General features: G+C 67.6%; 18 protein-coding genes, 1 tRNA gene and 1 pseudogene. 12 read left to right on the top strand and 8 right to left on the bottom strand.

Translation table 11 applies throughout. The features are described 5' to 3' along the window. The 3 genes from A5624_RS13480 to A5624_RS13490 all read right to left on the bottom strand — a co-directional run. The coding region (locus A5624_RS13480) for an MFS transporter (protein ID WP_066866906.1) at positions 1-1,322 on the bottom strand (1,322 nt) is incomplete at its 3' end. Between the two features lie 57 nt (positions 1,323-1,379). Then, a complete protein-coding gene (gene uvrB / locus A5624_RS13485; RefSeq protein WP_066866908.1) occupies positions 1,380-3,551 on the bottom strand; it encodes an excinuclease ABC subunit UvrB in 2,172 nt (723 codons plus the stop codon). A 196-nt stretch (positions 3,552-3,747) separates the two neighbouring features. Beyond that, positions 3,748-5,823 carry a serine/threonine-protein kinase gene (locus A5624_RS13490; RefSeq protein WP_066866910.1) on the bottom strand — a complete coding sequence of 692 codons (2,076 nt, stop codon included), beginning with the start codon at positions 5,821-5,823 and terminating at the stop codon, positions 3,748-3,750. A 306-nt stretch (positions 5,824-6,129) separates the two neighbouring features. Between A5624_RS13490 and A5624_RS13495 the strand changes: the two genes are divergently transcribed. The 5 genes from A5624_RS13495 to A5624_RS13515 all read left to right on the top strand — a co-directional run bounded on the left by A5624_RS13495 (position 6,130) and on the right by A5624_RS13515 (position 11,697). Beyond that, entirely contained in the window at positions 6,130-8,889 is a 2,760-nt protein-coding gene (locus tag A5624_RS13495) for an FHA domain-containing protein (RefSeq protein WP_197518959.1), read from the top strand. A gap of 97 nt (positions 8,890-8,986) precedes the next feature. Then, complete coding sequence (locus A5624_RS13500) at positions 8,987-9,451, top strand: DUF402 domain-containing protein (RefSeq protein ID WP_066866944.1); 465 nt, start codon at positions 8,987-8,989, stop codon at positions 9,449-9,451. Further along, the gene (ligD, locus tag A5624_RS13505; RefSeq protein WP_066866914.1) at positions 9,448-10,446 is read left to right on the top strand and encodes a non-homologous end-joining DNA ligase; all 999 of its coding nucleotides are present in this window, start codon (positions 9,448-9,450) and stop codon (positions 10,444-10,446) included. The genes A5624_RS13500 and ligD overlap by 4 nt, the downstream gene beginning before the upstream one ends. A 12-nt stretch (positions 10,447-10,458) precedes the next feature. Then, positions 10,459-11,244 carry an Fpg/Nei family DNA glycosylase gene (locus A5624_RS13510; protein ID WP_066866916.1) on the top strand — a complete coding sequence of 262 codons (786 nt, stop codon included), beginning with the start codon at positions 10,459-10,461 and terminating at the stop codon, positions 11,242-11,244. A gap of 48 nt (positions 11,245-11,292) precedes the next feature. Then, on the top strand, positions 11,293-11,697 hold the full coding sequence (locus A5624_RS13515) for a hypothetical protein (RefSeq protein WP_066866919.1): 405 nt from the start codon (positions 11,293-11,295) through the stop codon (positions 11,695-11,697). 7 nt (positions 11,698-11,704) lie between these two features. Here A5624_RS13515 and coaE read toward each other — a convergent pair whose 3' ends face one another. The 3 genes from coaE to polA form a co-directional block, all read right to left on the bottom strand. Beyond that, a complete protein-coding gene (coaE, locus tag A5624_RS13520) occupies positions 11,705-12,919 on the bottom strand; it encodes a dephospho-CoA kinase (RefSeq protein ID WP_066866921.1) in 1,215 nt (404 codons plus the stop codon). A 19-nt stretch (positions 12,920-12,938) separates the two neighbouring features. After that, on the bottom strand, positions 12,939-14,375 hold the full coding sequence (gene rpsA, locus A5624_RS13525) for a 30S ribosomal protein S1 (protein ID WP_066866923.1): 1,437 nt from the start codon (positions 14,373-14,375) through the stop codon (positions 12,939-12,941). 228 nt (positions 14,376-14,603) lie between these two features. Beyond that, on the bottom strand, positions 14,604-17,264 hold the full coding sequence (gene polA / locus A5624_RS13530) for a DNA polymerase I (protein WP_197518960.1): 2,661 nt from the start codon (positions 17,262-17,264) through the stop codon (positions 14,604-14,606). 163 nt (positions 17,265-17,427) lie between these two features. Here polA and A5624_RS13535 point away from each other — a divergent pair, with 163 nt between their 5' ends. Both A5624_RS13535 and A5624_RS13540 read left to right on the top strand, forming a co-directional pair. Further along, entirely contained in the window at positions 17,428-17,871 is a 444-nt protein-coding gene (locus A5624_RS13535; RefSeq protein ID WP_066866927.1) for a Zn-ribbon domain-containing OB-fold protein, read from the top strand. Beyond that, on the top strand, positions 17,868-19,067 hold the full coding sequence (locus tag A5624_RS13540; protein ID WP_066866929.1) for a lipid-transfer protein: 1,200 nt from the start codon (positions 17,868-17,870) through the stop codon (positions 19,065-19,067). The genes A5624_RS13535 and A5624_RS13540 overlap by 4 nt, the downstream gene beginning before the upstream one ends. 135 nt (positions 19,068-19,202) lie before the next feature. Here the strand turns inward: A5624_RS13540 and A5624_RS13545 are convergent, their stop codons facing one another. Further along, positions 19,203-19,817: an ANTAR domain-containing response regulator gene (locus A5624_RS13545; RefSeq protein WP_066866931.1), complete on the bottom strand. Its 615-nt coding sequence runs from the start codon at positions 19,815-19,817 to the stop codon at positions 19,203-19,205. Between the two features lie 112 nt (positions 19,818-19,929). Here A5624_RS13545 and A5624_RS13550 point away from each other — a divergent pair. The 5 genes from A5624_RS13550 to cydB all read left to right on the top strand — a co-directional run bounded on the left by A5624_RS13550 (position 19,930) and on the right by cydB (position 25,398). Continuing rightward, positions 19,930-20,003 (top strand) — tRNA-Leu (locus A5624_RS13550). A 792-nt stretch (positions 20,004-20,795) separates the two neighbouring features. Further along, positions 20,796-22,127 (top strand): adenylate/guanylate cyclase domain-containing protein, encoded by a 1,332-nt coding sequence (locus A5624_RS13560; protein WP_066866933.1) that lies wholly within the window; start codon positions 20,796-20,798, stop codon positions 22,125-22,127. A 27-nt stretch (positions 22,128-22,154) separates the two neighbouring features. Beyond that, the gene (locus tag A5624_RS13565; RefSeq protein ID WP_369827485.1) at positions 22,155-22,760 is read left to right on the top strand and encodes an HdeD family acid-resistance protein; all 606 of its coding nucleotides are present in this window, start codon (positions 22,155-22,157) and stop codon (positions 22,758-22,760) included. 91 nt (positions 22,761-22,851) lie between these two features. Further along, a complete protein-coding gene (locus tag A5624_RS13570; protein WP_066866937.1) occupies positions 22,852-24,324 on the top strand; it encodes a cytochrome ubiquinol oxidase subunit I in 1,473 nt (490 codons plus the stop codon). Between the two features lie 33 nt (positions 24,325-24,357). Further along, on the top strand, positions 24,358-25,398 hold the full coding sequence (gene cydB / locus A5624_RS13575) for a cytochrome d ubiquinol oxidase subunit II (protein ID WP_066866939.1): 1,041 nt from the start codon (positions 24,358-24,360) through the stop codon (positions 25,396-25,398). 59 nt (positions 25,399-25,457) lie between these two features. On the opposite strand, the pseudogene A5624_RS29070 reads toward cydB, so the two are convergent. Beyond that, positions 25,458-25,736, bottom strand: a pseudogene (locus tag A5624_RS29070) (thiol reductant ABC exporter subunit CydD); the annotation flags it as partial. Positions 25,737-25,837: the final 101 nt, after the last annotated feature.

Raw genomic sequence — 25,837 nt, forward strand, 5'->3', positions numbered from 1 at the left:
AAGAGCAGGTGCGCGGCCATCCCCTCGCCGCCGGTGGCGGTGTTGACGACGACGCCCGCCAATCCTGCGCCGATCGCCGCGGAGGTCAGCTGGACGGTGTTGATGGCCGCGGAAGCCGCGCCGCCTTCGGCCGGGTCGGCGACCGACGCCATCGCGCGGGCCGACAGGTGCGGCCAGGCCATCCCGATCCCGATGCCGGCGACCAGCAGCGCGACCGCCCACAGCGCGGCGGTGCCGGCCGACCCGTCGCCGCGCCGGGCCACCGCCCCCAATGCCAGGCCGGACGCGGCCACCAGCGGCGCCACCATGACCACCCACCCGATGGTTCGTGGGTTCTCCAGCGATGCGCTTACGATCTCGCTGACCGTCCAGCCGAGGGCGAGCGCCGCCCCCAGGAACCCGGCCGCGATCGGCGTCAGATGGGCCAGCCGCTGCCCGAACAGCGGCACGTAGGTGTTCACCATCGCCGCGCCCATCAGCACGCCCATGGTCAGGTAGATCCACTTCAGCGGCCCGGGCGAGAACACGCTGGGCGGCAGGATGGCCGCGTGCATGCGCCAGTCGACGATCACGAACACGCCCACCAGCACGATGCCGGCCGCAAGCAGCCCGAACGTCGCGACGGTGTTGTGCGGAATCTGCGCGACGCTGACGGCCAGCGCGGCCACGCCGATGATCAGCAGCGACCAGACCGGCACCTTCATCCTCGGGATGCCGGTCGTCGGGCTGACCCGGGCCAGCGCAACCGGCACCAACAGGGCCATCAGCACGGTCAGGACGGCCATCGCGACGAACGCCCAGCGCCAGATGCCGAACTGCGCGAACAGGCCGCCCGTCGTGGGCCCGACCACGGTCGCCACGCCCCACATCGCCGACACCAGCGCCGAGCCCCGCGTCCACAACCAGCGGGGCAGGGCGGAGTTGATGACCGCGTAACCCAGCCCGGCCAGCAAGCCGCCGGCCACCCCCTGCATCGCCCGGCCAGCAATCAAAACATGCATGGTCGGGGCGGCGGCGCAGACCAGGCTGGCGACGCCGAACACCACGAGGCCCAGCATGTATGACGAACGCGCGCCGATGCGCAGCAGCATCGGATTGACCATCGTCGCCGCGACCACCGACCCGACGAGATACAGGGTCGTCACCCACGCGTAGAGCCGGCTGCCGCCGATTTCCGCGATGGTGTTGGGCAACAAGCTGGTGGTCAGGAACTCGTTGGTGGCGTAGAGCGCTACCCCGCCGGCCAGCAGGATGGAAGTCCTCAGATACCTCGGGCCCAGCAGCTCACGCCAGCCGCCGGTGATAGTCGCCGCGTCGGTCACTCCTCCACCGTATGGGGTGCCGCGGCGACAACAGCCGCAGATCGGTTGCCAGCAAACTCATTTCAGGCCGGCGGCGTCCATCCCCCGCAGTTCCTTTTTCAGGTCGGCGATCTCGTCGCGGAACCGGGCCGCCAGCTCGAATTGCAGGTCGCGCGCGGCGGCCATCATCTGCGCGGTCAGGTCCTTGATCAGGTCGGCCAGTTCGGCGCGCGGCATGCTGGCCGTGTCGCGGCCCTCGAACACCCCGGCGCTGACGGCGCGACCGGGCTCGCCCTGCGCCCGCCGGCCACGGGACGCATTGCGGCCCGACCCGCCGATCTCCACGGTCTCGCTGTCGTCGGCCTCGCGGTAGACCTGGTCGAGGATGTCGGCGATCTTCTTGCGCAGCGGCTGCGGGTCGATGCCGTTCTCCTCGTTGTACGCGACCTGCTTGGCCCGACGCCGTTCGGTCTCGTCGATGGCCTCTTTCATCGAGTCGGTGATGGTGTCGGCGTACATGTGCACCTCACCGGAGACGTTGCGGGCGGCGCGGCCGATGGTTTGAATCAGGCTGCGCGATGACCGCAGGAAGCCCTCCTTGTCGGCGTCCAGGATCGCCACGAGCGACACCTCGGGCAGGTCCAGCCCCTCGCGCAGCAGGTTGATGCCGACCAGCACGTCGTATTCGCCCAGCCGCAGCTGACGCAGCAGCTCGACCCGGCGCAACGTGTCGACCTCGGAGTGCAGGTAGCGCACCCGGATGCCCATCTCCAGCAGGTAGTCGGTGAGGTCCTCGGCCATCTTCTTGGTCAGCGTGGTCACCAGCACCCGCTCGTCGGCCTCGGTGCGCTTGCGGATTTCGCCGATCAGGTCGTCGATCTGGCCCTTGGTCGGCTTGACGACGACCTTCGGGTCGACCAGGCCGGTGGGCCGGATCACCTGCTCGACGAACTCGCCACCGGACTGGCTGAGCTCGTAGGGACCGGGGGTGGCCGACAGGTACACCGTCTGCCCGATCCGGTCGGCGAACTCCTCCCAGGTCAGCGGGCGGTTGTCGCACGCCGACGGCAGCCGGAAGCCGTATTCGACCAGGTTGCGTTTGCGCGACATGTCGCCCTCGTACATCCCGCCGATCTGCGGGACGGTGACGTGCGATTCGTCGATGACCAGCAGGAAGTCTTCCGGGAAGTAGTCCAGCAGCGTGGCCGGCGGTGAGCCCGGGCCCCGGCCATCGATGTGCCTTGAGTAGTTTTCGATGCCCGAGCAGAAGCCGACCTGGCGCATCATCTCGATGTCATAGTTGGTGCGCATCCGCAACCGCTGCGCCTCGAGCAGCTTGCCCTGGCCCTCCAGCTCGGCCAGCCGCTCGGCCAGCTCGGCTTCGATCGTCGAGATCGCCATCGCCATCCGCTCCGGGCCGGCGACGTAGTGGGTGGCCGGGAAGATCCGCAGCGAGTCGACCTGGCGGATGACGTCACCCGTCAGGGGGTGCAGGTAGTACAGCGCCTCGATCTCGTCGCCGAAGAATTCGATGCGCACCGCCAGCTCTTCATAGGACGGGATGATCTCCACCGTGTCGCCGCGCACCCGGAACGAGCCGCGGGTGAACGACAGGTCGTTGCGGGTGTACTGAACGTCGACCAGCAACCGCAGCAGACCGTCCCGGGGCACCTCGTTGCCGACCCGGAGCTCGACCGAGCGGTCGAGATACGACTGCGGGGTGCCCAGGCCGTAGATGCAGGACACCGACGCCACCACGACCACGTCGCGGCGCGACAGCAGCGACGACGTCGCGGAGTGCCGCAGCCGTTCCACGTCGTCGTTGATCGAGCTGTCCTTCTCGATGTAGGTGTCGGTCTGCGCGATGTACGCCTCGGGCTGGTAGTAGTCGTAGTACGAGACGAAGTATTCAACAGCGTTGTGCGGCAACATCTCTCGCAGCTCGTTAGCCAGCTGCGCGGCCAGCGTCTTGTTGGGCGCCATCACCAGGGTGGGCCGCTGCAGCCGCTCGATGAGCCAGGCGGTGGTCGCCGACTTGCCGGTGCCGGTGGCGCCGAGCAGCACGACGTCGCGCTCTCCCGCCCTGATCCGGCGTTCCAGCTCCTCGATGGCGGCCGGCTGGTCCCCGGCGGGTTGGTGTGGGCTGACGACCTCGAAGCGGCCGCCGACGCGCACCAACCCCTCCACGGCCTCTTCGGCCGGGCGGTACTCCGAATGCGCTACTACGGGATGTTCCGTGGCGAATGCCATGCCACCAGGGTAGAACCGATCACCGACAAGTGCCGTGGCGGTGGTTTTACCAGGTCGGCGGGGCACCTGCGCCACATCCGTCACGTCCATACCTGTCCGGAAGGACAACGCTTACCCCAAACGTGCCAGCGCATGCGCTAGCGAGTTTGAAACTCACGTCGTGGTACCTGGAGACCGACCCGCCCCGCGAGACCGACTACCCCGCCGGACGCGTCCAGGTCCGGGTGACCGGATCGCATTGCAGCAGATAACCGTCGCTGGACGTGCTCATGGCGAACACCGAGGTGTTCGGCCGGTCGCAGGAGCTGCCCGCGGCGTGCACGCCCATCGTGATCGGCGCCTTGGCCCAGCTGCTGCCCTCGCAGACGATCTGCTCGTTGTTGGTCGGGTCGTAGGCCACCTTGCCGACGTCGCTGCACAACCCGCCGAGCACCGGCGGCGCCGGGGCCGACGCGGTGGTCGAGGTGTTGATGACCTGGGTGGGATCGCCCAGCGCCACCTTCGCGGGCGCATCGCCCGCCCGGGTGGCCACCACCGGCACCCGCACCACCGCTCCCTGGGCCCCGCATTCGTTGCTGAGCACGGTCTCGGTCTCCGTGCCGCGCAGCGTGCCGTCCGCCTGCGGCGCCAGCGACCAGGCGACGGTTTCCTGCTGGGTGGCCCGCACCTGACCGTTGGGCTGGGTGCAGCCCACCCGCTGCTGCACGGGCGCACCCTGCCAGTAGCCGCCCACGAAGCGCAGGGTGTCGGTCTGTCCGCCATCGGTGGTGTTGGCCACCTGGTGAGTGGCGTCGTCCAGCTGGGTGCCGGTGGCCGCACATCCGTTGGTGGTGCACACCGACCGGAAGGCCCACCAGTTGGTGGCGGCGCCGTCGTGCCGGATCGAGATGCCGTTGGTGGTGCGCTTGGCCTGGTCGTAGGCCAGCCGATACGTCCCGTTGAGCACGGGTCCGCCCGCGGTGGGCGCGGCACTCGCGGCCGGCACCGACGGCTTGGAGGCGAGCGCCGGGTTGCTCGGCGGCGGGCCGGGCTGGAAGGAGTAGAGGATCGACCAGGTCGCCGCGACGGCGATCAGTACCGCACACACCAGCGCGGCCGCCCATCGGGTTTTCGACGAAAAACGGTGGCCCAGAACGGCAATGACGCCGGCGGGACCGCGCCGGCGATGCTCCGTCGCCACCACGGCGCGGGGCGCGACGCCACGGCCGAACTCGGAGGCGGCCCCGGACGACTCGCTGACGGCGGTGGCCAACGCGCGGCACCGGTCGAACCTGTCCTCGGGGCGCTTGGCGAGGGCCCGGGCGAACACCTCGTCGAGCTCGGCGAGGTCGGGGCGAAAATCGCTGAGCCGCGGCGGTTCCTGATGCAGGTGCTGGCTGATCACCGCGATCGGGTTGGAATGCTGAAACGGCGGCGCCCCGGTGAGCAGGTGGAAAGCCGTTGCGGCCAAAGCGTATTGATCGGCCCGGCCGTCGATGGGCGAACCCGTCAGCTGCTCGGGCGCGGCGTACGCCACGGTTCCGACGGCGACGTTGGTCTCGGTGATCCCGCTGATGTCACCCAGGTGGCGCGCGACCCCGAAGTCCGCCAACAGGATTCGGCGCTCTCCCGCCTCGGGATGGGTGAGCAGGATGTTGGCCGGCTTGACGTCGCGGTGCAGCAGTCCACGGTCGTGGGCGTAGTCCAGCGCGCCCGCCACCGCTTGCACGATGGCGCACACCTCGTGGATGGGCATCCCCTCGGCGTAGTTCTCCTTGACCAGCCGGGAGGCGTCGGTGCCCTCGACGTAGTCCATCGAAATCCACAGGTGCCCGTTGAATTCGCCCCGGTCGTGCACACCCACAATGTGCGGGTGCCACAGCGTCGCGGCGAGATCGGCCTCGCGATTGAATCTTTCGCGAAACTCGGGGTCGGCGGTCACCGCCTCGGCGAGGACCTTGATCACGTCGCGGCGGGGCAGCCGGGGATGCAACGCCAGGTAGACCTCGGCCATGCCGCCCGCACCGAGCTGCCGCAAAATCGTGTAGCCGGCGAACGATGCGCCGTTGCCTACCGCCAGGCGCTGCCCGCTGGACTCGTTGAGTTGTTGAGCGGCCACGGGTTCCGCGTTCGGGGCCGAATCGACCGGTGGTATCCGGCGGAACAGCTGCCCGATCGGCATGGCGGGCAACGAGTGAAACCCCGCGCGCAACGCCGCACGGGCTTGTCGCGGGTTGCTCAACAGCCGCCGTCCGGCGCCGATGCGCCGAGTAGTTCCCTTGTGCTCGTTCATCAATGCCCTGCCCCCTCGTTTTCCGGCACCGCCCCCTGGTGTCGCCGCGCTGTGCTGCGGATCGCAGCACCCTGGGCGTGCGCATCGCGATTGGGCCCTCTACGTCTCGTCGCTTGCCGGCACCACAGTGTGCTCGACGCGCGCGGACGCAACCCTTATTGCACCCCTCCCGTTCGAATAATGCCGCACGCCAGTAGGCGATTCGTCTCAGCAGGCTATGAAAGGGCTATGAGTGGCCGAATCGAGACAAAGGGAAGTCACAGGTGGCTCCAATAGAGCGCACTGCCAACGCTGGCCGATACTTGAGTGGTGACTCGACCCGCCCCGCCCATTCTGACAATTCGGCATGACGGGTCCCAACGATCCTTCGCGGCGGGCCACGAGGTGGTCGTCGGGCGCGACGTGCAGGCCGATGTGCGCATCGCCGATCCGCGGATTTCGCGCGCGCATCTGATCGTGCGGTTCGACCAAGGCCGTTGGCTGGCAATCGACAACGGCTCGCTGAACGGCACCTACCTCAACGGCTACCGGATGCCGGTGGTCGATATCCACGACGGGCAGAGCATTCACATCGGCAACCCCCAGGGGCCGCGCCTGACCTTCGCGATCGGGCCCCAGCAGGGTCATGCCGGCCAGCCGCCGCGGCCCAGGCCGAGTCACGACTCCGGGCCGCCAACGCTGGCATGGACTGCGCTTGCCGAGCAAACGAATCCGACGCATCCGCCGCGGCCCCCACAGGGCCGAACCGGCGGCCAGAACAGGGGTCCCGCTCGCGGCGGCCCGCAGGGCGCGCCGTCGCGCCCGGTGCCACCCCGGCAGCCGGCGAGGCCGCCGAACGCGCCCCCGCGACAGCCGACGGTGCCGCCTCGCCAGGCGCCACCGCCCCGCGTGCCGCCGGCGCCGGCGCCGCGCGGCGTACCGCCCGAGGAGCGGACCGTCATCGACCCGGGCTCACCGGCAAGGCTGCAGGTCAGCCCGCCCGCCGCGGGCGAAACCGAGGCGCCACCACAGCCATCCGCAACGCCCGCAGCGGAATTCACCGTGATCGACGCCAAGACGGCCGACGTGTCGAACCTGGCGACGCGTTTTGTGAAATTGCTCTCGCCGCGCGCGTCCTCGGCGGCGGGCACCGCCGGCGCCATGACGATCGGCCGCGCCCCCGAGAACGACATCGTCGTCTCCGACGTGTTGGCGTCGCGCCAGCATGCCACCCTGGTTCCCACCCAGCTGGGCACGGAGATCCGCGACAACAGCGTCAACGGGACGTTCGTCAACGGCACCAGGGTCGGGTCGGCCATCCTGTCGCAGGACGACATCGTCACCATCGGCAACGTCGACCTGGTGTTCCGCGACGGCACCCTGACCGAACGCGGCGGCGCCGCCACCCGCACCGGCGGCCTCGAGGTGCGCGACGTCTCCTACGTCGTCGACAACGGCAAGCAGTTGCTCGACGACATCTCGCTGACCGCGCGCCCCGGGACGCTGACCGCCGTGATCGGCGGTTCGGGCGCCGGCAAGAGCACACTGGCCCGGCTCATCGCCGGTTACACCACCCCGACGTCGGGCTCAGTCACGTTCGAGGGACACAACATTCACGCCGAGTACGCATCGCTGCGCAGCAGGATCGGCATCGTTCCCCAAGACGACGTGGTGCATCGCCAGCTGACCATCAACCAGGCGCTGGGCTACGCCGCCGAGCTGCGGCTGCCGCCCGACACCAGCAAGAGAGACCGCGCGAACGTCGTCGCCCAGGTGCTCGAGGAACTCGACCTGACCAAGCACGCCGACACCCGCGTCGAAAAGCTGTCCGGCGGGCAGCGCAAGCGCGCCTCGGTGGCGCTCGAACTGCTGACCGGCCCGTCGCTGCTGATCCTCGACGAGCCGACCTCGGGGCTGGACCCCGCGCTGGACCTGCAGGTCATGACGATGCTGCGCCAGTTGGCCGATGCCGGCCGGGTGGTGCTGGTGGTGACACACTCGCTGTCCTACCTCGACGTCTGCGACCAGGTGCTGCTGATGGCCCCGGGCGGCAAGACCGCCTACTGCGGCGCGCCCGACCAGATCGGTGGGGCGATGGGCACCACCAACTGGGCGAAGATCTTCACCCAGGTCGGCGCCGACCCCGACGAGGCCAACCGCCGCTTCCTGGAACAGAACGAGGCCCAGAAGCGGCCGCAGCGGTACCTGCCCGACAAGACCGACGAGCCGAGCAGCCTCGGGGAACCGGTTCACACCAGCGTGCGCCGTCAGATCTCGACGATCGCCCGGCGGCAGGTGCGCCTGGTGATCGCCGACCGCGCCTACTTCGTGTTCCTGGCGCTGCTGCCGTTCATTTTGGGCTCGCTGTCGCTGACCGTGCCGGGCAGCAACGGATTTCACGCACCCGCGCCGAACGCGGGGACACCGGACGAAGCCGCGCAGATACTGGCCCTGCTGATGCCGGCCGCGGCATTCATGGGCACCGCCTTGACAATTCGCGACCTGGTCGGCGAGCGCGCCATCTTCCAGCGTGAGCAGGCGGTGGGCTTGTCGACCACCGCCTACCTGCTGGCCAAGAGCGCGGTGTTCTGCGGGTTCGCGGTACTGCAGTCGGCGATCGTCACGGCGATCGTGGTGGTCGGCAAGAGCGCCCCGACGCGCGGCGCGGTGCTGTTCGGCCACTCGACCGTCGGGGCCACCGTCGAACTGTTCGCCACCGTCGCGGCGACGTGCGTCGCCTCGGCCATTCTGGGCCTGGCGATTTCGTCGCTGGTGCGCTCCAGCGAGCAGATCATGCCGCTGTTCGTGGTGGCCGTGATGGCGCAGCTGGTGCTGTGCGGCGGGATGGTGCCGGTGACCGGCCGCCTCGGGTTGAACCAGCTGTCGTGGGCGATGCCGGCGCGCTGGGGCTACGCCGCGGCATCGTCGACGGTGGACCTGCGTCACCTGGTGCCCGACACCCTGCTGTCGCAGGATCGGTTCTGGCAGCACACGCCGAAGATCTGGCTGCTCGACATGGGCATGCTGGCCGCGCTGTCGATCTTCTACGCCGGGTTCGTGCGATGGAAGATCCGGTTGCGCCGGTAACGAGGCGGCCCGGCGGCGGTAGGGTGACACCATTCACCCGCCGAAGCACGAGACGTTCGACCTGGTGGCCCGCACGAACACCGATCCCAAGGGCATCGTGCGGACCGTCGACGAATATGCCGTGCACCCGTGGGGCCTCTACATCGCCCGGCCCACCCCCGGTCGCGCGCAGTTCCATTACCTCGAGTCGTGGCTGCTGCCGTCGTTGGGGTTGCGCGCCACGGTGTTTCATTTCAATCCCGGGCATGAACGGGACCTGGACGTCTACCTGGATGTGGGCGAATACCTGCCCGGCCCCACCGCGTGGCATTCCGAAGATCACTACCTGGACATCGAGGTCCGCACCGGGATCGGGGCGGAACTCACCGATGTCGACGAGCTGCTGGACGCCGTCCGCCACGGCCTGCTCACCCCCGAGGTCGCCGCGCAGGCGGTGCAGCGGGCGGTGACCGCCGTCGACGGGCTGGCCCGCAACGGCTATGACCTGTCGCGCTGGCTGGCGCACCACGGCATGCGGTTGACCTGGCGCGGGCGCGCCGCGTCGCCGGACCACGTGTCATGACGGACTTCGCCGGTCTGCCTCGCGCGGTGCGCGCGGCGCTGCGCGAGGAACCCGTGCCGGACTGGCGGCCGCCGACGCTGGCCACGCTCACCGAGGATCGGTTCTCCGATCCGCACTGGATCTTCGAGCGCAAGTTCGACGGCATGCGTTGCCTGGCGTTTCGCGACGGCGACCGGTTGCGGCTGTTGTCGCGGAATCGTCAGACGCTCAACGGAACCTACCCCGAGTTGGTGGATGCGCTCGCCGGCCAGCGCACCACTCGCTTCGTCGTGGACGGCGAGGTGGTGGCGTTCGAGGGCCGCCGGACCAGCTTCGCCCGGCTGCAGGGCCGGCTGGGCATCACCGACCCCGAGTTGGCCCGCGCATCCCCGGTGCGCGTCTTCTACTACGTTTTCGACCTGCTGCATCTCGACGGCCAATCCACCGTCGAGGTGCCGCTGCTCTGGCGTAAAAGGTTGCTGCGCAAGGCAATCGACTTCGCCGACCCGCTGCGCTACGCCCCGCACCGGGTCGAAGACGGCATCGCCGCCTACCAGGCGGCGTGCGGGCGCGGCGACGAAGGGGTGATCGCCAAGCTGGCCGACTCCCCCTACGACGGCGGTCGCTCACGCGCCTGGCTGAAGTTCAAATGCGTGCGCGACCAGGAATTCGTGGTCGGCGGCTACACCGGCCCGAAGGGCAGCCGGGTGGAGTTAGGCGCGTTGCTGCTCGGGTATTACCACGGCGATGAGTTGCGCTATGCCGGCAAGGTGGGCACCGGTTTCGACGACGCCACGCTGCACCGCTTGCACGACCGGTTGTCGACGCTCGCGCAAGACCAATCGCCCTTCGCCCGGGGGTCGGTGCGCGAGGCCGGCGCGCATTGGGTTCGCCCCGAGATGGTGGTCGAGATCGGATTCACCGAGTGGACCCGCGACGGAAAGCTCCGCCACCCGCGCTATCTCGGCATGCGCACCGACAAGGACCCGACCGAGGTGGTCAGGGAGACACGCTGATGCGGTGGCCGCATGCCTGAACTGCCTGACGTGGAAGGGTTTCGGCGGCAACTGGCCGCCGCACTGCCGGGACGGCGGATCCGGCACGTGCAGGTGCACGATCCCGGGGTGGTGCGCAACGTGACCGCGAAGGCGCTGGCCGGTCGGTTGACCGGGCACCGCTTCGCCGATCCGCGCCGGCACGGCAAGTGGCTCGTGCTGCCCACCGATGGGTCGACGCTGCTGATTCACAGCGGGATGACCGGCCGCCCGTACTACGCCGCCGACGGCGCCGCCCATGACCCCTACGAGCGACTGACCGTCGCGCTGGACGAGGGCGAACTGCGCTACGCCGACCTGCGCAAATTGCGCGGGGTGTGGCTGGCCGACGATCCGGACGACATCGCGCATGTCACCGGCCCACAGGGCCCCGATGCGCTGGGCCTGCGCCTGCGGGAGTTCCGCGACGCGCTGGCCGCGCGATCGGCCAGGTCGCGACAGCTCAAGCCCACGCTGATGGACCAGTCGGTGATCGCCGGGCTCGGCAACCTGTTGGCCGACGAGATCTGTTGGCGGGCCAGACTTCGGCCCACCCTGCCGATCAGGGAGCTGGACGACGACGACGTGCAGGGCCTGCATGGCGCGATGACTCGGGTGCTGCGGACCGCGGTGCGCCATGGCCGGGTGCCGGGCCTGCCGCGCTGGCTGACCGGGGTGCGTGACGAACCGGACCCGCACTGCCCACGCTGCGGCACCCGGCTCGAACGGGACCGGGTGGGCGGCCGCACGACGCTGTGGTGTCCGCGCTGCCAGCCGTAGGGCAATCGATGTGGCCCCCCGATCAGGCTGGTTGTAATGTCAGCCGCTATGAGCTGCCAGGCCCGCGGGCTGCTGCCGATCGCCGCCGTGACCGCCCTCGCCGTTGTGAATCCGGCAGTCGCACGGGCGGATCTGCACAACATCACCTACCGGGCCAGGATCGACGGCGTCACGACCGGGAGCCAGGCCACCTTCGTGATCAACGGCGGTCAGACGAACACGGCCGGGCTTAGCTCGGTGCCCGGCAACGCATTCGAGGCCGACACGGTGTTGCCCGACCCGCAGCAGGCCGGCATGCGCATCGTGGTGCGCTTCCCGTATGCGGCGAACGTGCACTGCGAAATCGACGTGGACGACAACGTGTTCGTCCAGTCCGACCAGATGGTCAGACCGGTCGCGGGCAACGCCGATCCCATGAACGGGGCGCTGCAGTGCGGCGCACCCTTGCCCTAGATTCGCCTCAGGGCTTCCAGCCCGTCGAGTCGGCCCACTCCCAGGCCCGCCGGTAGGCGTCGAGGAACCACGGCTCTTTAGCGGCGACATAGCGCAGGATGTCTCCGCCACCAGTGCTGTCGGCTCTGCGTTTTACGGTCAGATACTCGGCGCGCACAGCGGGATTGGCTTTGAGCCAGTCCCGGAACAGCAAGGCGAATTGCTGATTGGGCCGGCCGTCGACCCGGATGTGCACATTGGTCGGCCGCCCGGGATCGGCCGAAGCATGAACTTTCTTGTGCCACAACGCCTCGTGGTCGCTGTGGTCGTATCGCGCTACGGTGCTGCGCGCGTCGGGTTTGGGGAAATCTTGAGTGATGTGCTTGGGGCGCGGATAACCGGCCGCAAGTAACGGCTCGGCGAGTTCGTCGGCTTCGGCAAGGGATTCGACGGTGATCTGAATGTCGATGACGTCCTTGGCCGGGAAGTCGGGCACGGCCGTCGACCCGATGTGATCGACGCGCAACGCCCGGTAACCGCAGGCCGTCTTGAGGCGGTTGACGATCCGTTGCGCCTGGTCCGGCCAGGTCGGGTCCGGTGGCACCAACCGCGCTGGTGCGCGCGCGTACTGCCGTTGGCTCAGGTTGTGGGCGAACGGCACGATGCGGTGGTCCCACAACTGCTGGGCGCGCTGCACCAAGTCTTCCGGGCTGCCCGAGTTGTCCAGCCAGATGTCGGCGACCGCGCGGCGCTGCTCGTCGCTGGCCTGCGCGGCGATCCTCGCCCGCGCATCCTCCTCGGCCATGCCGCGCTGATCGACCAGCCGCCGCAGCCGCACCTCGACATCGGCGTACACGATGACGACGAGCGGGAACAGCGGAGCCATCCCGGATTCCACCAGCAGCGGAATGTCCTCGACCACAACGGAATCCTCGGGCACCGACGCGATGATCTCCGAACGGCGATTGCCCACCAGGGGGTGGACAATCCCGTTCAGCGTCTTGCGTGCCTCGTCATCACGGAAAGCCTTGGCGGCCAACGCCGGACGATCCAGTGATCCGTCCGCGAGCAGGATGTCGCTGCCGAACGCCTCGACCAGCGCGGCCAGGCCTTCGGTGCCGGGCTCGACCACCTCGCGCGCGATGACGTCGCCGTCGACGATGACGGCACCGCAGCGCGCGAACGTGGACGACAGCGCCGACTTGCCGGCGCCGATGCCACCGGTCAGCCCGATCCGCAGCATGGCGTGGTCGCCGACGGCGTCACGCGTTGCCGGCGAGTTTCTCCCGCAGCGCCGCCAATTGGGCGTCGCTGGCCAGCGAACCGCCCGCCTTCTCCTCCCGCGCACCGTTGCCCGGCGACTGCTCGGCGTGCCCGGCGGCCTCGGCAGCGGCGAACTTCTCCATCTGCGCCGTGTGCATCTTGTGCCGCCGCTCGGCCTCGGCGTAGCGGGCCTCCCACTCGGCGCGCTGCTTCTCGAATCCCTCGAGCCATTCGTTGGTCTCGGAATCGAAGCCCTCGGGGAAGATGTAGTTGCCCTGCTCGTCGTAGCTGTCGGCCATGCCGTACTTCGCCGGGTCGAACTCTTCGGTGTAGTCCTCGTTGGCCTGCTTGAGCGACAACGAGATTCGGCGGCGCTCCAGGTCGATGTCGATGACCTTGACCATCGCGTCGTCGCCGACCGCGACCACCTGGTCGGGGACCTCCACGTGGCGCTCGGCCAGCTCGGAGATGTGCACCAGGCCCTCGATGCCCTCCTCGACGCGCACGAACGCACCGAACGGAACCAGCTTGGTGACCTTGCCGGGCACGATCTGGCCGATGGCGTGGGTGCGGGCGAAGTGGCGCCACGGGTCTTCCTGAGTCGCCTTCAGCGACAACGAAACCCGCTCGCGATCCATGTCGACGTCGAGCACCTCGACGGTGACCTCGTCGCCGACCTGGACGACCTCGGACGGGTGGTCGATGTGCTTCCAGCTCAACTCGGAGACGTGCACCAGGCCGTCCACCCCACCGAGGTCGACGAATGCACCGAAGTTGACGATCGAGGAGACGACACCCTTGCGGATGGCGCCCTTCTGCAGCTGGTTGAGGAACTCGCTGCGCACCTCGGACTGGGTCTGCTCGAGCCACGCGCGGCGGCTCAGCACCACGTTGTTGCGGTTCTTGTCCAGCTCGATGATCTTGGCCTCGATCTCCTTGCCGATGTACGGCTGCAGATCGCGGACGCGACGCATCTCCACCAGTGAGGCGGGCAGGAAGCCACGCAGCCCGATGTCGAGGATCAGGCCACCCTTGACCACCTCGATGACGGTGCCCTTGACGGCCTCGTCCTTCTCCTTGAGCGCCTCGATGGTGCCCCAGGCGCGCTCGTACTGCGCGCGCTTCTTGGACAGGATCAGGCGACCTTCTTTGTCCTCCTTGGTGAGGACCAGGGCTTCGACCTCATCACCGACGGAAACGACCTCGTTGGGGTCGACATCGTGCTTGATGGAGAGTTCGCGGGCGGGGATGACCCCTTCGGTCTTGTAGCCGATATCGAGGAGCACCTCGTCCCGGTCCACTTTGACGATCGTGCCTTCGACGATGTCGCCATCGTTGAAGTACTTGATCGTTTTGTCTATTGCGGCGAGAAAATCCTCGCTCGAGCCAATGTCGTTGACGGCTACTTGCGGCGAGGTGACGGCGGGACTCGGCATATTGTTGGGTTGCTCCGGACAGGTTTGGTCGTAGGGACAATTCAGGATTTACCTGTCGAGGCTACTCGACTGGGCACATGCTGGCCAAACCCAGCGCGGTTGACGGCGGCCGAACGGATGTCGCGAACGTGACGCCACGGCGAATTGTCAGCCGATTCTCCGCCATCGCCTCGCATTCGGCGGCCGATCAAGCAGCGATTACACCCCTCGGAAGCTTCGTTCGCCGCGCTAGTGCGCCGCGGCGTCCCACGAACGGCCGTAACCCACCGACACCTCCAGCGGGACGTCGAGGGGGTAGGCGCCGCCCATCTTTTCGCGCGCCAGCGCTTCCAGCTGTTCCCGCTCGCCGGGCGCGACCTCGAAAAGCAGCTCGTCGTGCACCTGCAGCAGGATCCGGGAAGACAGCCCGGCGGCTTTGATCGCCTTGTCGACCTCGAGCATCGCCACCTTGATGATGTCGGCCGCGCTGCCCTGAATGGGCGCGTTGAGCGCGGCCCGCTCGGCGGCCTCGCGCACCTGGCGGTTGCTGCTGTCCAGTTCGGGCAGGTAGCGACGGCGGCCGAAGACCGTCGATGTGTAGCCGTCCTTGCGGGCCTGTTCGACGACGTCCATCAGGTAGTCGCGCACCCCGCCGAACCGGGCGAAGTACTGCTCCATCTGATCTTTGGCTTCTTCGGTGGAGATCTTGAGCTGGGCGGACAGCCCGTAGGCGCTCAGGCCGTAGGCCAGGCCGTAGGACATCGCCTTGACGCGGCGGCGCAGCTCCGCGGTGACCTCCTCGATCGGGACGCCGAACGCCCGCGACGCGACGAAGGAGTGCAGGTCCTCCCCCGTGTTGAACGCCTCGATGAGGCCCTCGTCCTTGGACAGGTGGGCCATGATCCGCATCTCGATCTGGCTGTAGTCGGCCGTCATCAGCTCGCTGTAGCCCTCGCCGACGACGAACGCGTCGCGGATCCGCCGGCCCGCCTCGGTGCGGATCGGGATGTTCTGCAGATTCGGCTCCGTCGACGACAACCTGCCCGTCGCGGCAATGGTCTGGTTGAACGTGGTGTGGATGCGGCCGTCCGAGGCCACCGAGTTCAGCAACCCGTCGACGGTGACTTTGAGCCGGGTGGCATCGCGGTGGGCCAGCAGATGCTGCAGGAACGGATGGCCGGTCTTGTCGAACAGCGACTGCAACGCGTCCGCGTCGGTGGTGTATCCGGTCTTGGTGCGCTTGGTCTTCGGCATCTCCAGCTCGTCGAAGAGCACCGTCTGCAACTGCTTGGGCGAGCCCAGATTGATCTGTTTGCCGATCACCGCGTACGCCGCCTCGGCCGCATCCCTGATCTGGTGGGCGAAATCGCTTTGCAGCTCTTGCAGCAGGTCCAAATCGACTGCGATGCCGGCGTTTTCCATCCCGGCCAGCACGGCCTGCACCGGCAGCTCCATGCCGCTCAACAGCGAGGTGGAGTTGATTCGGGCCAGCTCTTCGTCGAGCGCCTCGGCCAGATCCAGCACCGCCACGGCGCGCAGGATCAGCGTCTGCACCGCCTGGTCGTCGACGCCCTCGTCATCGTCGAGCAACGAAAGTTGTTGCTGTTCAGGGTTTTCGGCGCGCAGCTCGCGACGCAGGTAGCGCAACGAGAGGTCGTCGAGGGAGAAGCTGCGCTGGCCGGGGCGCACCAGGTAGGCGGCCAGCGCGGTGTCAGAGGTGACGCCGGCCAGCGTCCAGCCCCGCCCGGCCAGGTCGTGCATCGCCAGCTTGGCCTCGTGCAGCGCCTTGGGCGGACCGGGGTCGGCCAGCCAAGACGCCAGTGCCGCTTCGTCTTCGGGATGCAGCGTCGCGGTGTCGATGTAGCGGCCCTCGCCGTCGGCGGACACGATGGCCAGGGCGGTGGCGTCGGCGTCGTAGGCCAGATGAGTCCCCACGACGGCCAGGCCGAACCGCTTGCCCGAGCTGTGCTCGGCCAGCCACACGGCCAGCTCGCCCGGTTCCAGCGCGCCGCCGCGCACGTCGAAGCCCTCGTCGACCTCGGGCTCCACCGCGGCCAGGGTTTCGAACAACCGGTCCCGCAGCACCCGGAATTCCAGGTCGTCGAAGAGCCGGTGAATCTGGTCGCGATCCCACGGTTGCAGCCGCAGCGTGTCCGGGGTCTGGGCCAGCGGCACGTCTTTGACCAGATCGGTCAGCTCGCGGTTGCGGATCACGCTGGGCAGATGCGCGCGCAGCGCGTCGCCGACCTTGCCGCGCACCGAGTCGACGTTGTCGACCAGCGCCTGCAGCGACCCGTACTCGCCGATCCATTTGGAGGCGGTCTTCTCCCCCACGCCGGGTATGCCAGGCAGGTTGTCACTGGGGTCACCGCGCAGGGCGGCGAAGTCGGGGTACTGCTGCGGCGTCAGCCCGTACTTTTCGACGACGGCGTCCGGGGTGAAGCGGGTCAACTCGCTCACCCCCTTGCGCGGATACAGCACGGTCACGTTGTCGCTGACCAACTGCAGCGAGTCGCGGTCGCCGGTGACCACCAGCACCCGGTAGCCCTCGCGCTCGGCCTGGGTGGCCAGCGTCGCGATGAGGTCGTCGGCCTCGAACCCCTCCTCGGCCAGCACCGTGATGCCCAACGCCGCAAGGACTTCCTTGGTGATGTCGATCTGACCGCGGAAATCGTCGGGCGTCGCGGACCGGTTGGCCTTGTACTCCGGATAGCGCTCGGAGCGAAACGTCTGACGGGAGACGTCGAACGCGGCGGCGATGTGGGTCGGGGCCTCGTCGCGCAGCAGGTTGATCAGCATGGCGGTGAAGCCGTAGACCGCGTTGGTGGTCAGCCCGCCGCGGGTTTTGAAGTTCTCGGCGGGCAGCGCGTAGAACGCCCGAAACGCCAGCGAGTTGCCGTCCAGCAGCATGAGCGTCGGCGTGGTCTGTTCCTCGCTGGCCTTGGGGGTGGTTTTCGTGGCGGGCACGGTCTCACTCTAGGCACCCGGTGTGACGAGGCAGGCGTCCCGACCGCGCCCGCGGCAGAACTGCAACACGTTTCAGTTTTGCGTTGGGGCTGGGTAGTCTGGCCGGGTGCCAGAGGTCACCAGTCCAGAACCCGCGATCGACGGATGGTTCGCCACCGATGACGCCGGAAACCCGCATCTGATCGGCAGCAAGTGCCCCGAGTGCGGCACCTATGTCTTCCCGCCGCGGGAGAACAACTGCCCCAACCCGGCCTGCGCCGGCGACACCTTGGAGTCCGTCGCCCTGTCGAACCGGGGAACGCTGTGGAGCTACACCGAGAACCGGTACCCGCCGCCCGCGCCCTACCCGGCGGCCGACCCGTTCGAGCCGTTCGCCATCGCCGCGGTCGAGCTGGCCGACGAGGGCATCATCGTGCTCGGCAAGGTCGTCGAGGGCACGCTGGCGGCCGATCTGAAGGTCGGCATGCAGATGGAGCTGACCACCATGACCTTGTTCACCGACGCCGACGGCGTGGAGCGCACCGTGCACGGTTGGAGGATCGCGAAATGAGCCCGGAACCGCTTTACATCCTGGGCGCCGGCATGCACCCCTGGGGCAAATGGGGCCGCGACTTCACCGAATACGGCGTGGTCGCCGCGCGCGCCGCGCTGGCCGAGGCCGGGCTGGACTGGCAACAGATCCAGCTGGTCGCCGGGGCCGACACCATCCGCAACGGCTACCCCGGCTTCATCGCCGGGTCGACGTTCGCCCAGAAGCTGGGCTGGAACGGTGTGCCGGTCAGTTCCAGCTACGCCGCCTGCGCCAGCGGTTCGCAGGCGCTGCAGAGCGCCCGCGCCCACATTCTGGCCGGGTTCTGCGACGTCGCGCTGGTCATCGGCGCCGACACCACGCCCAAGGGCGCGTTCGCCCCCGTCGGCGGTGAGCGCAAGAACGACCCCGACTGGCAGCGTTTCCACCTGATCGGCGCGATGAACCCGGTGTACTTCGCGCTGCTCGCGCGCCGCCGGATGGACCTCTACGGCGCGACGTCCGAGGACTTCGCTGCGGTCAAGGTGAAGAACTCCCAGCACGGCCTGCAGAACCCGAATGCCCGCTACCGCAAGGAATCTTCGGTCGAGGACGTGCTGGCCAGCCCGGTGGTGTCCGACCCGCTGCGCCAGCTCGACATCTGCGCCACCTCCGACGGCGCCGCGGCGCTGATCGTGGCCAGCGCCGAGTTCGCCCGCAAGCACCTCGGTTCGCTCGAGGGCGTGCCGTCGGTGCGCGCGGTCAGCACGGTCACCCCGCAGTATCCCCAGCACCTTCCCGAATTGCCGGATATCGCAACGGATTCCACCGCCGCCGTGCCCGCCCCGGAGCGGGTGTTCAAGGATCAGATCCTCGACGCCGCCTACGCCGAGGCGGGCATCGGCCCGGAGGACGTGAGCCTGGCCGAGGTCTACGACCTGTCCACCGCACTGGAACTCGATTGGTACGAGCACCTGGGGCTGTGCGCCAAGGGCGAAGCGGAGCAGCTGCTGCGCAGCGGCGCGACCACGATCGGCGGCAGGGTCCCGGTCAACCCGTCGGGTGGGCTGGCGTGCTTCGGCGAGGCGATTCCCGCCCAGGCGATCGCTCAGGTCTGCGAGCTGACCTGGCAGCTGCGCGGTCAGGCCACCGGCCGGCAGGTGGAGAACGCGAAAGTGGGCGTCACCGCCAATCAGGGCCTGTTCGGCCACGGCTCGTCGGTGATCGTCGCCCGCTAACGGTTGCGGCCGTTTGCGGCCGTTTCGAGTGTGAAACAACGGCTTTCGGTGTGAACTGAGGGCGCCGACACGCCGAGGGCGGCCGCCGTGGCTTCACACCGAAAGCCGTGGGTTCACGCTCGACGGCCGGGGAAGCTACTCGTCAGAGCTGCCCAGGGTCTCCAGCACGACCTCGGCCACCCGCTTCATCGTGGTCCTGCGGTCCATGGCGGCCCGCTGAATCCACTTGAAGGCCTCGGGCTCGGTCATGCCCTGTTCGCTCTGGAGCAGCCCCTTGGCGCGCTCGACGAGCTTGCGGGTCTCCAGCCGGTCGGACAACGAGGCCACCTCGCGTTCGAGCTCGGCGATCTCACTGAAGCGGCTGACGGCCAGTTCGATGGCCGGGATGAGGTCGCTGATGGTGAACGGCTTGACCAGGTAGGCCATCGCGCCGGCGTCGCGCGCCCGCTCCACCAGGTCGCGCTGGCTGAAGGCGGTCAAGACGACGATCGGGGCGATCCGCTTGCTGGCGATCTCCGAGGCCGCGTCGATGCCGTCGCGGCGCGGCATCTTGACGTCCATGATCACCAGATCCGGCTGGTGGCGCTCGGCCAGCTCGACGGCTTCCTGCCCGTCGCCGGCCTCCCCGACAATCTCGTAACCCTCCTCTCGGAGCATCTCGGCGAGATCCATGCGGATGAGCGCTTCGTCTTCAGCGATCAGGACCCGGCGCGGCACAGCGGCGTCGGTGTCGGTCGTGGGGCCTGTCATGACGAATATTGTGTCGTGAACGCCTCAGACCAGCGACCTCGGGGGCGGTGAGACGGGTGAGCACTCCTGATCCTCTATGGTGGGAGGCTGCCTCTAAGGTAAGAGGCCGCACGCCCTCGTATCCCAACTGGCAGAGGAAACGGATTCAAAACCCGTCCAGTGTGAGTTCGAATCTCACCGAGGGCACACAAGCGTTCGGCACCTTCGAGCGGGACCGCCGACAGGCCTACAGCCTTTTCCGGTACCGCAGTGGAGTATTGCGGCATTCGCGCGTACAAGCGGTCTGCAAATTCGCCTAAAAACATTCCAATGGTATGTGCTCGGTCCCGCTTTTTAATAAATTGCACGCATTAATACGTAATTCGGCGCATTCCGGGAAAGCCACGCGAATACGCGCTCATTTGAATTCATTCGAATCTGGGCTACCACTGGAGCGTGTTCTGCGGACCTGTGGCGCGCGGCGTCGACACACATCGGCGCCTCCCGGCCGTCACCCCGCTACCGGTGCCGACGACCGACCAAGCCGCCGCGCGCGTGAGGTCGCATGATCGAGCAAGCGACCAAACGGCAAGTGCGCCAGATCAATCGCCGATTGAGCGGGTTACGCACATCTGGCCCGAGGCCGACACGTCCGCTCCCGGCGAGTAGTTACCGATGGAATCGGTGGCGACCCGCAGTAGCCAACTGGGCTCGCTGCACGCGGCGCTACAGCCCTGCATCAAAAACGCGGTGGAAACCAGGATTGAGGCAAGAACAAACCTCTTGAGACCCGCCATGCGGCACCCCTTAGTCGAGGCGATCACGTGTCCATAAGCCCTGTCAAACACGTGTTAAATAACCCGAACCAATGACTCCTAAACCCGATTACAACCCGATAACAAGAACTGTTATCAGACTCAGAAACTTACGGGGGCGAAAACCAGGATTTTCTTTCAAGACGGCCGCCGAGGGCGCTGCTCAGCGGTTAGGCTGGCACCCGTGGCGGCCAAGAAGTGTGGTGCCCCACCAAGATGCCCAGACGGCTCGTCGGGGCGCCCGGACTGCGTGGCCGCGGCGCGCGCTCAGTCGCGCGCCCGCAGTCAGCACTACGCCGACAGCGCCGCGCGTGAATTCCGCGTGCTCTCGATCGCGGCCTGGCTCGCCGTCGTGGTCTGCACCACCTTCGTGGTACTGCAGGTGGTCACCGGCGCCTGGATTTGGCAGATCGTCCTCGTCAACGTCGTCTCGGCGTTGATCTTCGCGAGCGTGCCGTGGCTGCACCGGTTCGGTGAACTGGTTGCACCGCTGACCTTCATCGGTACGGCCTACGTCACGGTCGCCGCCACCTGTTGGGACTCGGGCACCGCATCGGGCGGCCAATTCTTCTTGGTGGTGGGCGTCTGCCTGGTGGTGCTGGTGCTGGGGCTGGACCACATCGTGCTGGCCGCCATCGTGGCGGCCATCGCCGCCGCCCTGATCATCGCCCTGGAATTTCTCGTTCCCCGCGACACCGGCCTGGTGCCGGCCTGGGCGCAGTCGATGATGTTCGTCGTCACCATCATCTCCGCCTGCGTCATGGTGTTCATCACCGTGTGGTACGCGCTGCGCGATACCCAGCGCGCCGAGTCGGTGATGGAATCCGAATACCAGCGCTCGGAAGCGCTGCTGGCCAACATGTTGCCGGGCAGCATCGCCGAGCGTCTCAAGAGCGCCGACCGAAACGTCATCGCTGACAAGTACGACGAGGCCTCCGTGCTGTTCGCCGACATCGTCGGCTTCACCGAGCGCGCCAGCAGCACGGCGCCGGCGGACCTGGTGCAGTTCCTGGACCGGCTCTACGGCGCCTTCGACGAGTTGGTGGACAAACACGGCCTGGAGAAGATCAAGGTCAGCGGGGACTCCTACATGGTGGTCAGCGGCGTGCCGCGGGCGCGGCCGGATCACGCCTTCGCCCTGGCGGATTTCGCTCTCGATATGGCCAATGTTGCTGCGACACTGCGTGATCCGCATGGCCAGGCCGTCCCGCTGCGGATGGGCATGGCCTGCGGACCCGTCGTGGCCGGCGTCGTGGGTTCGCGCCGGTTCTTCTACGACGTGTGGGGCGACGCCGTCAACGTCGCCTCGCGGATGGAATCCACCGATTCGGTGGGCCGCATCCAAGTGCCCCAGGCGATGTACGAGCGCCTGAAAAACGAGTTCGTGCTGCAAGAGCGCGGCCGCATCGAGATCAAGGGCAAGGGCGTTATGCGCACGTGGTATCTAATCGGGCGCAAGGCAGGCGAAGAACCCACCGACCTGCGTGCCGAGGATCCACGCACCGTTCACGTCTGACCAAAGTCCCTGTACCACGGCGCACGTTTGTGCCAGACTGCGGCCATGACTATCTCCCCTGGCTCTCCTGGAACCCACCCCGTTCCAAGCTTGCTGCCGCATCTGTGGAAATCCGCTCTGCTGTCGGGAATTCTGTCTCTTGTCCTCGGTGTCCTGGTGCTGGCGTGGCCGGGAATTTCCATCCTGGTCGCCGCCATCGCCTTCGGCGTTTATCTGCTGATTACCGGTGTCGCGCAGGTCGTCTTCGCCTTCTCGCTTCATGTCTCGGCGGGCAGCCGGATCCTGCTGTTCATCAGCGGCGCAGCGTCATTGATCTTGGCGTTGCTGGCATTCCGTCATTTCGGTCAGGGCTACGCAATCCTGCTGTTGGCCATCTGGATTGGCATCGGGTTCATCTTCCGCGGAGTCGCCACAACGGTTTCGGCCATCAGCGACCCGCACCTGCCGGGGCGGGGCTGGAACATCTTCGTCGGCGTGATCAGCCTGCTCGCCGGCATCGTCGTGCTGGCGTCCCCGTTCCAATCCATCGTCACCCTGGCGATCGTGGTCGGTGCGTGGTTCGTCGTCATCGGCGTCTTCGAGATCATTTCGTCGTTCGGAATCCGCAAGGCCTCCAAGACCCTCGCCAGCTGAGCAGGGCCGCCGGTGGCGGCGGCACCGACTCGTCTACTACACTCTGTCGTAGCCGTTTGGATCGGGCCTCCGCAGTTTCGGGAGATGACAGATGAATGTCGTCGATATTTCGCGGTGGCAGTTCGGTATCACTACCGTCTACCACTTCATCTTCGTGCCGCTCACCATCGGCCTGGCGCCGCTGATCGCCATCATGCAGACGGTCTGGGTGGCCACCGGTAACACCGCCTGGTACCGGCTGACCAAGTTCTTCGGCAAGCTGTTCCTGATCAACTTCGCCATCGGGGTGGCGACCGGGATCGTCCAGGAATTCCAGTTCGGCATGAACTGGTCGGAGTACTCGAAGTTCGTCGGCGACATCTTCGGCGCGCCACTGGCGATGGAGGGGTTGTTCGCCTTCTTCTTCGAGTCCACGTTCATCGGGTTGTGGATCTTCGGCTGGAGCCGGCTGCCGAAGCTGATCCACCTGGCCTGCATCTGGATCGTCGCGTTCGGCGTCAATGCGTCGGCGTTCTTCATCATCGCGGCGAACTCGTTCATGCAGCACCCGGTCGGCGCGCACTACAACCCCGCGACGCGCCGCGCCGAACTGGACGACATCTTCGCCCTGCTGTCCAACAACACTGCGCAGGCGGCGTTTTCGCACACCGTTACCGGCGCGCTGTTGGTCGCGGGCACGTTCGTCGCCGCGGTGAGCGCATGGTGGATGGTGCGCTCGCGCAGGCCCGGTTCCACCACGCCCGAGGCACAAGCCGACGCGCGCACCATGTTTCGCCCCGCGGCCATCCTCGGATGCGGGGTCGTGCTCATCGCCACGGTCGGCTTGTTCTTCACCGGTGACCGGCAGGGCAAGCTGATGTTCGTCCAGCAGCCGATGAAGATGGCGTCCGCGGAAGCGTTGTGCCATACGCAAACCGACCCCGACTTCTCGGTGCTGACGATCGGAACGCACAACAACTGCGGCAGCGTCGCCGAGGTGATCAAGGTGCATTACGTCCTGCCGTTCCTGGCCGAAGGCAAGTTCAGCGGCGTGACGCTGCGCGGCGTGGACGAGCTGCAGCAGGAGTATCAGCAGCGCTTCGGCCCCGACGACTACCGGCCCAACCTGTTCGTCACCTACTGGTCCTTCCGGGCGATGATCGGGTTTTTGGCCATCCCGGTGTTGTTCGCCCTGACCGTGCTGTGGGTCACCCGCGGCCACCGGACACCCCACAGCCGGTGGCTGTCGTGGTTCGCCCTGCTCACCATCCCCACGCCGTTTCTGGCCAACATCTCGGGGTGGGTGTTCACCGAGATGGGCCGCCAGCCATGGGTGGTGGCGCCCAATCCCACTGGCGATCAACTGGTTCGGATGACGGTCCGCGAGGGGGTGTCGAATCACGTGCCCGGCATGGTCATCACGTCGCTGGTGACCTTCACCCTCGTCTATGCGGTACTCGCGGTGCTCTGGTTCTTCCTGCTCAAGCGCTACGTCGTCGAAGGCCCGCTGGAGCACGACGCGGAACCCGCTCCCCCGCAAGCGCCCAGCGACGACGAGGTGGCACCCCTGTCCTTCGCGTACTGACCAGGCTTACCGACGCCGAAAGGAGTTGAGACGATGGGACTGCAGGAGTTGTGGTTCGGCATCCTCGGGATGCTGTTTTTGGGTTTCTTCGTCCTCGAGGGCTTCGACTTCGGCGTGGGCATGCTGATGGAGCCGTTCGCGCGCGTCGGCATCGGTGAACCGGAACCGCTGCGGCGCACGGCCCTCAACACCATCGGGCCGGTGTGGGACGGCAACGAGGTGTGGCTGATCGTCGGCGGCGCAGCGATGTTCGCCGCCTTCCCCGCCTGGTATGCCACCGTGTTCTCGACGCTGTACCTGCCGCTGTTGGCGATCCTGTTCGGCATGATCGTGCGCGCCGTGGCGATCGAATGGCGCGGCAAGATCGACGACACGAAATGGCGCGGCTGGGCCGACGTCGGCATCGCGGCCGGGTCCTGGCTGCCGGCCGTCCTGTGGGGTGTCGCGTTCGCCATCCTGGTGCGCGGCCTGCCGGTGGGTGCCGACGGGCACATCCACCTCTCGATCACCGACGTGCTGAACGCCTACACCCTGTTGGGTGGGTTGGCCACCGCGGCGTTGTTCATGTTCTACGGAGCGACCTTCGTCGCCCTGAAGACCTCGGGCGCCATCCGCGACGACGCGTACCGGTTCGGTGTCTGGTTGTCGCTGCCGGCCACCGGACTGGTTGCGGCATTCGGGCTTTGGACCCAACTGGCGCACGGCAAGAACTGGACCTGGCTGGTGCTGGCCGCGGCGGTGGTGGCGCAATTGGCGGCGGTGCTGCTGGTGTGGCGACGCGCATCCGACGGCTGGGCGTTCACCTGCGTCGCGGTGGTGGTGGCGGCCGTGGTGATCCTGCTCTTCGGCTCGTTGTATCCAAACCTGGTGCCCTCGACGCTGGACAAACAGTGGAGCCTGACCATCTACAACGCCTCCTCCACGCATTACACCCTCAAGGTCATGACGTGGGTGACGGCCCTGATGGCCCCGCTGACGGTGGTGTACCAGGCGTGGTCGTATTGGGTTTTCCGGCAACGCATCTCGGCTGACCGCATACCGGCGCCCATCGGCCTGGCAAGGCGCGCGACCTGAGCAGTAGCGACCGCACCAACCGGGCACCGCTCGATCCGAGACTGTGGCGGGCCTCGGCGGCGTTGCGCCGCGAGGTCACGGGGTTGCCGGTCGGTGACTGCGGTGAGCACCTGACCGGACAGGTCGGCGATGACAGCGCTGGCTCCGCGTTGCCCCAGGCGGGCCTGCAGCCAGTGCGTCACCGCACGGATCATCCACAGCGCCAACAGGATTGACAGCGGGCCGAGCCACCCATGCAGGCTCCGGGCGGAGGTGTCGCCGACGACGCGCGCGACGATGCCCGCCAGCACGATCGCCGAGCCGATCGCGCAGCCGGAGATCAGCACACCGCAGCCCACCACGGCCACCAGGTAACGGCGCAACGCCGCCGAGGCCCGCCACAGTCTCGGATCGAGCGGTGCCCGGTTGGTGCGGTCGCTACTGCTCAGGTCGCGCGCTT

The sequence above is a fragment of the Mycobacterium sp. 1482292.6 genome, from assembly GCF_001672995.1.
Taxonomy (GTDB): Bacteria; Actinomycetota; Actinomycetes; order Mycobacteriales; family Mycobacteriaceae; genus Mycobacterium; species Mycobacterium europaeum_A.

What these genes read in the sequence shown, in the direction of transcription:
- A5624_RS13570 (WP_066866937.1), top strand. Translation starts at nt 22,852, where the DNA reads ATGAATGTCGTCGATATTTCGCGGTGGCAGTTCGGTATCACTACCGTC.
- coaE (WP_066866921.1), bottom strand. Translation starts at nt 12,919, where the DNA reads ATGCTGCGGATCGGGCTGACCGGTGGCATCGGCGCCGGCAAGTCGGCG.
- polA (WP_197518960.1), bottom strand. Translation starts at nt 17,264, where the DNA reads ATGCTGCTGGACGGCAACTCGCTGGCGTTTCGGGCGTTCTACGCGCTG.
- A5624_RS13515 (WP_066866919.1), top strand. Translation starts at nt 11,293, where the DNA reads ATGAGCTGCCAGGCCCGCGGGCTGCTGCCGATCGCCGCCGTGACCGCC.
- A5624_RS13540 (WP_066866929.1), top strand. Translation starts at nt 17,868, where the DNA reads ATGAGCCCGGAACCGCTTTACATCCTGGGCGCCGGCATGCACCCCTGG.
- rpsA (WP_066866923.1), bottom strand. Translation starts at nt 14,375, where the DNA reads ATGCCGAGTCCCGCCGTCACCTCGCCGCAAGTAGCCGTCAACGACATT.
- uvrB (WP_066866908.1), bottom strand. Translation starts at nt 3,551, where the DNA reads ATGGCATTCGCCACGGAACATCCCGTAGTAGCGCATTCGGAGTACCGC.
- A5624_RS13510 (WP_066866916.1), top strand. Translation starts at nt 10,459, where the DNA reads ATGCCTGAACTGCCTGACGTGGAAGGGTTTCGGCGGCAACTGGCCGCC.
- ligD (WP_066866914.1), top strand. Translation starts at nt 9,448, where the DNA reads ATGACGGACTTCGCCGGTCTGCCTCGCGCGGTGCGCGCGGCGCTGCGC.
- A5624_RS13545 (WP_066866931.1), bottom strand. Translation starts at nt 19,817, where the DNA reads ATGACAGGCCCCACGACCGACACCGACGCCGCTGTGCCGCGCCGGGTC.
- A5624_RS13490 (WP_066866910.1), bottom strand. Translation starts at nt 5,823, where the DNA reads ATGAACGAGCACAAGGGAACTACTCGGCGCATCGGCGCCGGACGGCGG.
- cydB (WP_066866939.1), top strand. Translation starts at nt 24,358, where the DNA reads ATGGGACTGCAGGAGTTGTGGTTCGGCATCCTCGGGATGCTGTTTTTG.